This is a genomic window from Acinetobacter sp. CAU_H_29a_1, assembly GCF_058599505.1.
In genome coordinates this window covers 3355552-3367461 of the sequence record NZ_CM178655.1, presented here as the reverse complement: position 1 = coordinate 3367461, position 11910 = coordinate 3355552, and the positions used below count along the sequence as shown (strand labels likewise).

At 43.0% G+C, this 11910-nt stretch carries 5 protein-coding genes, 2 tRNA genes, 3 rRNA genes and 1 pseudogene; 9 read left to right on the top strand and 2 right to left on the bottom strand.

From position 1 onward, the window contains the following. The first annotated feature begins 4 nt into the window (after positions 1-4). From def to AC4MDD_RS16825, 9 genes and pseudogenes are all read left to right on the top strand, one after another. The gene (def, locus tag AC4MDD_RS16865) at positions 5-538 is read left to right on the top strand and encodes a peptide deformylase (RefSeq protein ID WP_004684452.1); all 534 of its coding nucleotides are present in this window, start codon (positions 5-7) and stop codon (positions 536-538) included. A gap of 90 nt (positions 539-628) precedes the next feature. Next, complete coding sequence (locus tag AC4MDD_RS16860) at positions 629-1066, top strand: DUF2946 family protein (RefSeq protein ID WP_114837735.1); 438 nt, start codon at positions 629-631, stop codon at positions 1064-1066. 72 nt (positions 1067-1138) lie between these two features. Next, positions 1139-3139: a TonB-dependent copper receptor gene (locus AC4MDD_RS16855; RefSeq protein ID WP_491882054.1), complete on the top strand. Its 2001-nt coding sequence runs from the start codon at positions 1139-1141 to the stop codon at positions 3137-3139. 751 nt (positions 3140-3890) lie between these two features. Continuing rightward, positions 3891-5428: ribosomal RNA gene (locus AC4MDD_RS16850) — 16S ribosomal RNA — on the top strand. A 61-nt stretch (positions 5429-5489) separates the two neighbouring features. Continuing rightward, positions 5490-5566: transfer RNA gene (locus AC4MDD_RS16845), tRNA-Ile, on the top strand. Positions 5567-5634: 68 nt separating this feature from the next. Then, a tRNA-Ala gene (locus tag AC4MDD_RS16840) sits at positions 5635-5710 on the top strand. Positions 5711-6105: 395 nt separating this feature from the next. Next, positions 6106-8999: ribosomal RNA gene (locus tag AC4MDD_RS16835) — 23S ribosomal RNA — on the top strand. Positions 9000-9169: 170 nt separating this feature from the next. After that, a 5S ribosomal RNA gene (gene rrf, locus AC4MDD_RS16830) occupies positions 9170-9284 on the top strand. The 16S, 23S and 5S rRNA genes sit together here with 2 tRNA genes alongside, the layout of an rRNA operon. Before the next feature lie 246 nt (positions 9285-9530). Then, a pseudogene (locus tag AC4MDD_RS16825) lies at positions 9531-10770 on the top strand (glutamate carboxypeptidase). A gap of 1 nt (position 10771) precedes the next feature. Here the strand turns inward: AC4MDD_RS16825 and AC4MDD_RS16820 are convergent. Beyond that, the gene (locus AC4MDD_RS16820; RefSeq protein ID WP_005399975.1) at positions 10772-11242 is read right to left on the bottom strand and encodes an IS5/IS1182 family transposase; all 471 of its coding nucleotides are present in this window, start codon (positions 11240-11242) and stop codon (positions 10772-10774) included. After that, complete coding sequence (locus AC4MDD_RS16815; RefSeq protein ID WP_039889777.1) at positions 11190-11585, bottom strand: transposase family protein; 396 nt, start codon at positions 11583-11585, stop codon at positions 11190-11192. Before AC4MDD_RS16815 ends, AC4MDD_RS16820 begins: the two co-directional genes overlap by 53 nt. Positions 11586-11910 lie beyond the last annotated feature (325 nt).

Here is an 11910-nt window from a genome sequence, read left to right as displayed (position 1 = left end):
CAGTATGGCCTTATTACCTATTTTAAGTTTTCCTGATCCCCGTCTTCGTACCATTGCAGAACCCGTCGAAGAAGTTACTGATGAAATTCGTCAGCTGGCTGCAGATATGTTTGAAACCATGTATGAAGCGCCAGGCATTGGACTTGCCGCGACACAAGTTGATCGTCATATTCAGTTGATTGTCATGGACTTATCTGAACATAAAGATCAACCTTTGGTATTCATTAACCCCAAAGTTACCCCATTGACTGAAGAAACGCAGCCCTATGAAGAAGGCTGCCTATCAGTTCCCCAAATATACGACAAAGTTGAGCGCCCGTCACGCGTAAAGATCGAAGCAATTAACCTTGAAGGTCAAGCATTTGAGATCGAAGCTGACGAACTTCTCGCTGTTTGCATTCAACATGAAATGGATCACTTAAATGGCAAATTGTTCGTCGACTATTTGTCACCACTGAAGCGTCAACGCGCACGTGAAAAAGTGGAAAAATTGACTCGTCAGCGCCAAAAAGACAAAGTAGCTGTAAAACGCGGTTAAGTTTTTTTGCTTAAAAATCATCTTTAAAGTGAGCCCAATTTCGATTGGGCTTTGTTATACTGGCCGCGTTCCCAATTCGGATGGAATGGATTGTTTTTTAGAGCTGCGTTGCTACTGTCTTGTGTAGCCGTGTTTTTACAGATTGCTGTTTTTTTACAGCCTTTACTACCGACGCAATATCAAATTGCGCCGGTCTGTGAAACCATTTCGCGTGCGCTTTTACTCAAACCAGTTGAACAACTCAGTTCTCATGCTGAAAAGCATTCCACACATCATCATGAAATGCAGGCTCAGCATGAACTCAGTTCACAACCTGCTGAACACAATCATCATGATGCAAGTCATCAATGCCAATACTGTACGGTATATGGCAATCTCGTGCTGCCGCCTGATTTAGAGTTGAAAGCGGTACTTGACCGTATTCAAATCCGTTTAGTTGCATTTCAAAAAGCCTTTGCGCATGTTTGGTTTGCACTGCAACAACTCTTCTTACTGCCTCAAGGGCGAGCACCGCCACTGTTTGTATAAACCTAGACATATATTTTTCGGGTCTTAATGGACTCTAGCCTAGTTGTATTTATAGATTCAGTGAGAATAAAAATGGCTCAGCCTACATTCTTTTTACAGCCTCTTGCGGCTGCGATTTCCCTTGCTTGTTTTTCTACAGTGAGTTTTGCTGCTCAACTGGAGCATTCTACGACACGTCTAGCGCCGATCGTGGTAAATGCACAATTAGATCATGACGCAAATGGTTTAATTCTTCATGCCGATCCAAAGCAACCGATCCAACCTGTTCCTGCAACCGATGGCGCAGATTATTTACAAAGTATTCCGGGTTTTAGTTCAATTAAAAGCGGCGGAACCAACGGAGATGTAACCTTCCGAGGCATGTTTGGATCACGGATTAAAATTTTATCTGATGGCACTGAAAACTTAGGTGCTTGTCCAGCACGTATGGACGCACCGACGTCTTATATTCAACCTGAAAGTTACGATCGTATTTCTGTCGTGAAAGGTCCACAAACAGTTCAATATGCCAATACAGGTTCAGCAGCAACTGTTATTTTTGAACGGAAAAAACCGCAATTATCCAATGATAAAAACTATCTTGGGCAAGCCAGTGTTTTAATCGGTTCGTTTGGTCGTCTAGATCATAATATTGAAACAGCGGTAGGGGATGAGAAAAAATATATTCGTCTGAATACCAATCGTTCGGTATCGAATAGTTATCAAGATGGTGATGGAACCACTGTGCCTTCAGATTGGGAACGCTGGAATGCGGATCTGGCTTTAGGCTGGACACCGGATGAAGATACCTGGGTAGAGTTGACTGGCGGTAAAGCTGATGGTGAAGCCGTCTATGCGGGGCGCATGATGGATGGTTCCAAGTTTGCCCGTGAAAGTTTAGGACTTCGTGTAGAAAAGAAAAATCTTACCGATATCATTCAAAAAGTCGAAGCTCAAGTGAACTATAACTTTAATGACCACGTTATGGATAACTATAGTTTAAGACCAAAACCAATGATGGAAATGGCAACCAATGTGGCACGTAAAACCTTAAATGCGCGTGTTGCCATGACCAGTGAGTGGGACAAGATCAAACTGATCTCTGGTCTTGATACACAAAATAATGAGCACTCGATTCGTAAGACAACAGCTGGCGTTCCCTATCAGAATATGCCACGCATGACCGATATGGAATTTCAGTCTGTAGGTGGTTTTGGTGAATTAAGCTATCAGCTTAATGAAAATAATAAACTGGTTTCTGGTTTGCGTATCGATCAAGTTGAAGTTGATGCAGTTCAATCCGCACAAGAACGTAAAGAAACTTTACCAAGCGCGTTTATACGTTTTGAAAATCATCATCCCGAGCATGATGACGGGAAAACTTATATCGGTTTAGGTTATGTGGAGCGTATGCCAGATTATTGGGAGTTATTTAGTCCCGTAAAAGGTAACGGTTATGAAAATACCTTTAAAAACATTGATACTGAGAAAACACTGCAGCTTGATTTAGGCTATCAACATTCGCATGGTCAATTCAGTTCATGGGCGTCTGCTTATACAGGTTTAATCCACGACTTTATTTTGACTAAATATAACGCCAACAATAAAGCAGAAACTCGAAATGTCGATGCAGTTATTGCAGGTGCCGAAGCAGGAATTGGTTATCAGTTCACTGATGCCATTCAAGCAGATGTGAGTGCAATGTATGCATGGGGTGAAAACACCACCAATAATACGCCGTTGCCACAAATTGCACCTTTAGAAGGACGGATCAATCTTCGCTATATCCAAGATCGTTATACCTTGGGTGCTTACTGGCGCATTGTGGATGGTCAAAGTCGTATTAGCGAACGCGAAGGGAACATTGTCGGTTATGATAATAAGAAAAGTACAGGTTTTGGCACCTTGTCTTTAAACGGTACTTATAACCTAACTGAAGGTGTCGATTTGTCTGTGGGGGTCGACAATGTCTTAGATCGTACATATACCGAGCATTTAAATAAAATGGGGGCTTCAGGTACAGGTCTGCCAACTGATGAGCAATTTAATAATATTGGACGTAATTACTGGGCACGTGTCAGTATGAAATTCTAATTGTTACTCAGTACTCCAAAAGCCATTGCTCAATAGCGATGGCTTTTTAATTTTTAGCGTTGCAATCAATTTTTCCATATTTAAATAGGGCCTATGTATCTTGGAAGAAGACCGTATAAAACAAGTTTTGTCTATATAAGCGTCAGGGCGGTGAAGAATAAAACAAGAATTGACTACGCCTTAAGCAATAGGGAGTGCGTAATAAATGATTTTTTTAAATAATTTTAATTAAAACAATTGGTTGTAATTACTTGGGTGAGAGTTCTTAGCTAGATCACATGAAAATCAAAAATAATTAAAATAAATTTTATATAAAAAACAATTATTTATATTTTTATTGGTTTATAAAACAAACACACGATAAAAAATCTTTGCAAGAAGTGTTGCAAGCGCTCTGAAATGCTGTAGAATGCACATCCATCGGCAGTGATGAAGATTAAAACTTCTGATAAAACAGTAACTTAGCACGAGGTGTTAAGATTGGGTTTTGTTGGTTAAGTTTAAATTAATTTGAATTACGGATTGACACTTTAGAAATTCAGTGTAATATAGCCGACCTAGCTTGCTGATGACGAATCAGTAAGAAGATCATTAAGAGATTATGAAGAACAACTTGTGTGGATTTTTACTGATTGATCGATCGAAGATATTTCATTGATTGAATGGTAAGAATTACTCGAAGTTTATTTGAGAAATATTTGTCAGAAAATTGATGAGCCAAGATTTGTAGCCATAAGCTACTAATGATTTTTAACTGAAGAGTTTGATCATGGCTCAGATTGAACGCTGGCGGCAGGCTTAACACATGCAAGTCGAGCGGGGTGATGTAGCTTGCTACATTACCTAGCGGCGGACGGGTGAGTAATGCTTAGGAATCTGCCTATTAGTGGGGGACAACATTCCGAAAGGAATGCTAATACCGCATACGCCCTACGGGGGAAAGCAGGGGATCTTCGGACCTTGCGCTAATAGATGAGCCTAAGTCAGATTAGCTAGTTGGTGGGGTAAAGGCCTACCAAGGCGACGATCTGTAGCGGGTCTGAGAGGATGATCCGCCACACTGGGACTGAGACACGGCCCAGACTCCTACGGGAGGCAGCAGTGGGGAATATTGGACAATGGGCGAAAGCCTGATCCAGCCATGCCGCGTGTGTGAAGAAGGCCTTTTGGTTGTAAAGCACTTTAAGCGAGGAGGAGGCTACTTAGATTAATACTCTAGGATAGTGGACGTTACTCGCAGAATAAGCACCGGCTAACTCTGTGCCAGCAGCCGCGGTAATACAGAGGGTGCGAGCGTTAATCGGATTTACTGGGCGTAAAGCGTGCGTAGGCGGCTTCTTAAGTCGGATGTGAAATCCCTGAGCTTAACTTAGGAATTGCATTCGATACTGGGAAGCTAGAGTATGGGAGAGGATGGTAGAATTCCAGGTGTAGCGGTGAAATGCGTAGAGATCTGGAGGAATACCGATGGCGAAGGCAGCCATCTGGCCTAATACTGACGCTGAGGTACGAAAGCATGGGGAGCAAACAGGATTAGATACCCTGGTAGTCCATGCCGTAAACGATGTCTACTAGCCGTTGGGGCCTTTGAGGCTTTAGTGGCGCAGCTAACGCGATAAGTAGACCGCCTGGGGAGTACGGTCGCAAGACTAAAACTCAAATGAATTGACGGGGGCCCGCACAAGCGGTGGAGCATGTGGTTTAATTCGATGCAACGCGAAGAACCTTACCTGGTCTTGACATAGTAAGAACTTTCCAGAGATGGATTGGTGCCTTCGGGAACTTACATACAGGTGCTGCATGGCTGTCGTCAGCTCGTGTCGTGAGATGTTGGGTTAAGTCCCGCAACGAGCGCAACCCTTTTCCTTATTTGCCAGCGGGTTAAGCCGGGAACTTTAAGGATACTGCCAGTGACAAACTGGAGGAAGGCGGGGACGACGTCAAGTCATCATGGCCCTTACGACCAGGGCTACACACGTGCTACAATGGTCGGTACAAAGGGTTGCTACCTAGCGATAGGATGCTAATCTCAAAAAGCCGATCGTAGTCCGGATTGGAGTCTGCAACTCGACTCCATGAAGTCGGAATCGCTAGTAATCGCGGATCAGAATGCCGCGGTGAATACGTTCCCGGGCCTTGTACACACCGCCCGTCACACCATGGGAATTTGTTGCACCAGAAGTAGGTAGTCTAACCGCAAGGAGGACGCTTACCACGGTGTGGCCGATGACTGGGGTGAAGTCGTAACAAGGTAGCCGTAGGGGAACCTGCGGCTGGATCACCTCCTTAACGAAAGATTGACGATTGGTAAGAATCCACAACAAGTTGTTCTTCATGACGATGTATCTGAGGGTCTGTAGCTCAGTTGGTTAGAGCACACGCTTGATAAGCGTGGGGTCACAAGTTCAAGTCTTGTCAGACCCACCAAATCTGACTAACAAGCATTGTTAAATGCTGAATACAGAAAAACAGAGACATTGACTTATTGATAAGCTGGGGACTTAGCTTAGTTGGTAGAGCGCCTGCTTTGCACGCAGGAGGTCAGGAGTTCGACTCTCCTAGTCTCCACCATATATTGTTCTTCAATATATAAGCTAAGTAGTTAGATTATAGAAATTAGTAAGAAGTAGACATTAGTTTGCATTTTATTAACTTCTGTGATTTATCACAGTTTCCTGACCTGACGAAGGCTGGAAAAATCATTAACAGAATATATTTGAGTTGAAATAATTTGTTCATACTCGTTTTTAAGATCGACATTAACAGTGATTTATTACTGATTGATGAAGATTGAAGAAATGAGTTACTAGCGAAATTAACTGAATCAAGCGTTTTGGTATGTGAATTGAATTGAAGCTGTACAGTGTTTAAGTACACAGAACAACAAACTGTAAGGAAGTGATGAGAAATCATCATAGACTGTCTTAATCCTACTTGTAGGGATTAACGACTGTTTGGGGTTGTATAGTCAAGTAATTAAGTGCATGTGGTGGATGCCTTGGCAGTCAGAGGCGATGAAAGACGTAATAGCCTGCGATAAGCTCCGGGGAGGCGGCAAATATCCTGTGATCCGGAGATTTCTGAATGGGGAAACCCACCTGTCATAAGGCAGGTATCGTATGATGAATACATAGTCATACGAGGCGAACGAGGGGAAGTGAAACATCTCAGTACCCTTAGGAAAAGAAATCAATTGAGATTCCCTCAGTAGCGGCGAGCGAACGGGGAAAAGCCCATTAAGTCATATCAGTTTTAGTGGAATGCTCTGGGAAGTGCAACCATAGTGGGTGATAGTCCTGTACACGAAAGGGCTGATATGATGATGTCGAGTAGGGCGGGGCACGTGAAACCTTGTCTGAATATGGGGGGACCATCCTCCAAGGCTAAATACTCCTGACTGACCGATAGTGAACCAGTACCGTGAGGGAAAGGCGAAAAGAACCCCTGTGAGGGGAGTGAAATAGATCCTGAAACCGCATGCATACAAGCAGTGGGAGCCGACTTGTTCGGTGACTGCGTACCTTTTGTATAATGGGTCAGCGACTTACATTCAGTAGCGAGGTTAACCGCATAGGGGAGCCGTAGAGAAATCGAGTCTTAATAGGGCGTTTAGTTGCTGGGTGTAGACCCGAAACCGGGTGATCTATCCATGAGCAGGTTGAAGGTTGGGTAACACTAACTGGAGGACCGAACCCACTGTCGTTGAAAAGCCAGGGGATGACTTGTGGATAGGGGTGAAAGGCTAATCAAACTCGGTGATAGCTGGTTCTCCCCGAAAGCTATTTAGGTAGCGCCTCGGACGAATACCATTGGGGGTAGAGCACTGTTTCGGCTAGGGGGTCATCCCGACTTACCAAACCGATGCAAACTCCGAATACCAATGAGTACTATCCGGGAGACAGACTGCGGGTGCTAACGTCCGTAGTCAAGAGGAAAACAATCCAGACCGCCAGCTAAGGCCCCAAAATTATAGTTAAGTGGGAAACGATGTGGGAAGGCATAGACAGCTAGGAGGTTGGCTTAGAAGCAGCCACCCTTTAAAGAAAGCGTAATAGCTCACTAGTCGAGTCGGCCTGCGCGGAAGATGTAACGGGGCTAAAACTATATGCCGAAGCTGCGGATTTGCAATTTATTGCAAGTGGTAGGGGAGCGTTCTGTAAGCCGATGAAGGTGTATTGAGAAGTATGCTGGAGGTATCAGAAGTGCGAATGCTGACGTGAGTAACGACAATGCGAGTGAAAAACTCGCACGCTGAAAGACCAAGGGTTCCAGTCCAACGTTAATCGGGGCTGGGTGAGTCGACCCCTAAGGCGAGGCCGAGAGGCGTAGTCGATGGGAAATTGGTTAATATTCCAATACTTCTATGTAATGCGATGAGAGGACGGAGAAGGTTAAGTCAGCCTGGCGTTGGTTGTCCAGGTGGAAGGTTGTAGGCATGTATCTTAGGCAAATCCGGGGTACTGTATGCTGAGAACTGATAGCAAGCTGTACTTGTACAGTGAAGTGGCTGATACCATGCTTCCAGGAAAAGTCTCTAAGCTTCAGTTACATAGGAATCGTACCCGAAACCGACACAGGTGGTCAGGTCGAGTAGACCAAAGCGCTTGAGAGAACTCTGCTGAAGGAACTAGGCAAAATGGTACCGTAACTTCGGGAGAAGGTACGCTGCCGACGGTGATAGGATTTACTCCTTGAGCTATTGGCAGCCACAGAAACCAGGCCCCTGCAACTGTTTATTAAAAACATAGCACTCTGCAAACACGAAAGTGGACGTATAGGGTGTGATGCCTGCCCGGTGCTGGAAGGTTAATTGATGGGGTTAGCGTAAGCGAAGCTCTTGATCGAAGCCCCAGTAAACGGCGGCCGTAACTATAACGGTCCTAAGGTAGCGAAATTCCTTGTCGGGTAAGTTCCGACCTGCACGAATGGCATAATGATGGGGGCGCTGTCTCCAGCAGAGACTCAGTGAAATCGAATTCGCCGTGAAGATGCGGTGTACCCGCGGCTAGACGGAAAGACCCCGTGAACCTTTACTGCAGCTTGACATTGAACTTTGATCTTACTTGTGTAGGATAGGTGGGAGGCTTTGAAACCGAGACGCTAGTTTCGGTGGAGCCAATCTTGAAATACCACCCTGGTAATATTGAGGTTCTAACTCTGTCCCGTTATCCGGGACGAGGACCATGTCTGGTGGGTAGTTTGACTGGGGCGGTCTCCTCCTAAAGAGTAACGGAGGAGTACGAAGGTGCGCTCAGCGTGGTCGGAAATCACGCGTAGAGTATAAAGGCAAAAGCGCGCTTAACTGCGAGACCCACAAGTCGAGCAGGTACGAAAGTAGGTCTTAGTGATCCGGTGGTTCTGTATGGAAGGGCCATCGCTCAACGGATAAAAGGTACTCTGGGGATAACAGGCTGATACCGCCCAAGAGTTCATATCGACGGCGGTGTTTGGCACCTCGATGTCGGCTCATCTCATCCTGGGGCTGAAGCAGGTCCCAAGGGTATGGCTGTTCGCCATTTAAAGAGGTACGCGAGCTGGGTTTAGAACGTCGTGAGACAGTTCGGTCCCTATCTACCGTGGGCGTTGGAAATTTGAGAGGATCTGCTCCTAGTACGAGAGGACCAGAGTGGACGAACCTCTGGTGTACCGGTTGTGACGCCAGTCGCATCGCCGGGTAGCTATGTTCGGAAGGGATAACCGCTGAAAGCATCTAAGCGGGAAGCCTACCTCAAGATAAGATTTCCCTAGGACTTTATGTCCTCTAAAGAGCCGTTGAAGACTACGACGTTGATAGGTTGGATGTGGAAGCATAGTGATATGTGAAGCTGACCAATACTAATTGCTCGTGAGGCTTGACTATACAACACCCAAACAGTTGGTGTTGTGGTTCAAATCACTGCAAACAACTTGATTTAGTTATAAAGCTAGATAAAATATCCAACTCAAATATACCTGTTAATAACTCATTTGATGAAAGTTAGGCATACACAATGTGTAAATAAGACCCAACGAATAGTCATAAACAGTTGTGCTGGCGACAATAGCAAGAGTGAACCACCTGATCCCTTCCCGAACTCAGAAGTGAAACCTCTTAGCGCTGATGGTAGTGTGGAGTTATCCATGTGAGAGTAAGTCATCGCCAGCTCATTAATTCTAAATCCCCCTAACTCAAATGAGATAGGGGGATTTTTTTATGCTGAATATATTAAATAATAAACGAATCAATCGTCTAATTGAGGTTTAGGATAGGTTTCTACATACTGATTTACTTATTTATCGATCATGACATTTAATCTATCTAACATTTTTTATTTTTAGATTTTTAAAAATATTGAATAGTCGATCAAATGTTCATAGTTTGTTAGCAATATCTTTAAATGGAATAATGAGTATGTCTAATAAAATTCAATATCAACTGAAAAAACTTCCTTTAATCTCATGTGCGTTGTTGAGCTTTTGGGCAAGTACATGCTGTATCTAATGATCAGGTCAAACATCTGGTTGAGTCAGAAAAAAAGAATTATTTAAATACTCTAGAGGCTTTAGTCAATATTGAGTCGGGGAGTAAAGATCTTGTCGGCGTGAATAAGATCGCTAAATATGTCGCTGAACAATTAAAAACGACAGGTGCTGAGGTCAGTATTGTAGAAGCTAAAGATATATATCGTATGGATGATACGCCCCAACAGACTGGTCCAATGGTAAAAGCTGTTTTAAAGGGTAAAGGCAGCAGTAAAATTATGCTAATTGCTCATATGGATACGGTGTATTTAACTGGAATGTTGAAAGACCAACCTTTTAAAATGGAAGGAGATAAAGTTTTTGGCCTTGGAATTTTAGATGATAAACAGGGAGTTGCTGCGATTATTCATACGCTTGATCTTTTGAAAAAGTTGAATTATCAAGATTATGGCACGATCACAGTCTTACTTAACTCCGATGAGGAGATCAGTTCGCCAGGTTCACGCAAACTGATTACTGAAACTGCACAAGACCAAGATGTAGTTTTGTCATTTGAAGGTGGTGGTAAAGATGGTAGTTTACGATTAGCTACCAGTGGGATTGGTGCAGCATATTTAGAGGTTCACGGGAAATCTGCACATGCAGGGGTTAAGCCTGAAGCAGGCATAAATGCACTGACAGAATTATCACATCAAATCTTACAGTTACAAGATTTATCGAATCCTAAAACAGGGTTGAAATTAAACTGGACTGTAGCGAGTGCAGGTAAAGTGCGTAACGTGATTCCAGACCTTGCGACTGCACAAGCAGATGTTCGTGCTTTGCAAGTTAAAGATTTTCAGCAAGTGGAACGTGTATTACAGGAAAGGATTAAACATAAAAAGTTAGCTGATAGTGAAGTTAAGTTAAAGTTTGAAATGCGTCGCCCACCTTTAATGGCAAATCCACAGGCAAAAAAATTGGCTGAACAAGCACAGCTTATTTACAAAACTGATTTTAACTTACCAATGAAGGTCTTAGCTGAAGCAACAGGTGGTGGTACAGATGCCGCATTTGCTGGCTTAAATTCGAAAGCAGCGATTTTAGAAGGCATGGGCTTATCTGGTGATGGTGCACATTCGAATAATGCTGAATATATTTTAGTCGAAAGTATTAGACCTCTTTCATAAATCATTTTTTACTCAGTTCCAAATTATAGATCCCAGCAATTAGATTGAACCTCAATCCCAATCTTTTTCCTCGATTGCGATATCGCTCAGCAAGGATTTTGAAGGTTTTCAAACTGCCAAATACATGCTCAATGCCAATTCTTCTTTTGTTAATTTCTCGATTGTAAAGCTTTAGCTCAGGATCTAGTTTGCAGCGTTTTTTTGCTTTTAATGGCAATAGGCTATTTCGATACACTGTGTAAATCCCTTGATAACCCTTATCTGCAAGTATAAAGGCACTTGCAGGAATCTGATTCAAATTGCGTTTGAAAAGTTCGAAATCATGTACAGCACCACGACTTGTGCATAAACTCAGAATTTGCTGAGTTTTATAATGAACAATGGCTTGAACTTTGAAAGTATGTGCCTTCTTCTTACCACTATAGCTTTTCTTCTGTTTTTTTAGGCCTTTGTATTGGAATTTCTGTGGCATCTACGATCACCACATTCCAGTCAATACCTTCGCCTTCAGGCAAATGCTTTGGTAAATTAAATAAATTGGACTTGATGAGGCAGTCCTCTACATGGTGTACGATTCTTGAAGCAGTGGGCTCTGACACGCCATAACTTGTTGCGACATGGAATAATGTTCGGTATTCACGCCAATAGCTTAAGCATAAGAGAATCTGATCTTCTAGGCTTAATTTAGATGGTCTACCTTTGGCAGGAACATGCATTTTCAATTGCTCAACCATTAAATTAAAGGTTGACCATGAGATGCCGGTATATCGCTTAAACTGTGTTTCAGAAAGCTTCTTTGAATAGATGTATTTCATTCAAAGATTATGCCTGAATGTTTAAGATTCTTCGGTACAAATAATCAGCAATAGATAGGTCGTTTTTTGATTTATGAAAGAGATCTATTGTGCCGCGTTTATATTTAGCGACAAAGTTGATTATGGATTTATCGACTGCTCAAAAATAATAAAGTTGGTATGAAAGAACTGAACTGATTTGAGTTTTTACATGATGAAAGATGGTGTTTATTTTTAGCAGCATTTTTCATTAATCTAAATATCAGAATCTTATAAGGAAATGATGATATCTTAAATAAAAACTATATAAAGTGAGGGATATTCTGAGAGATCGGTATAGCTATAG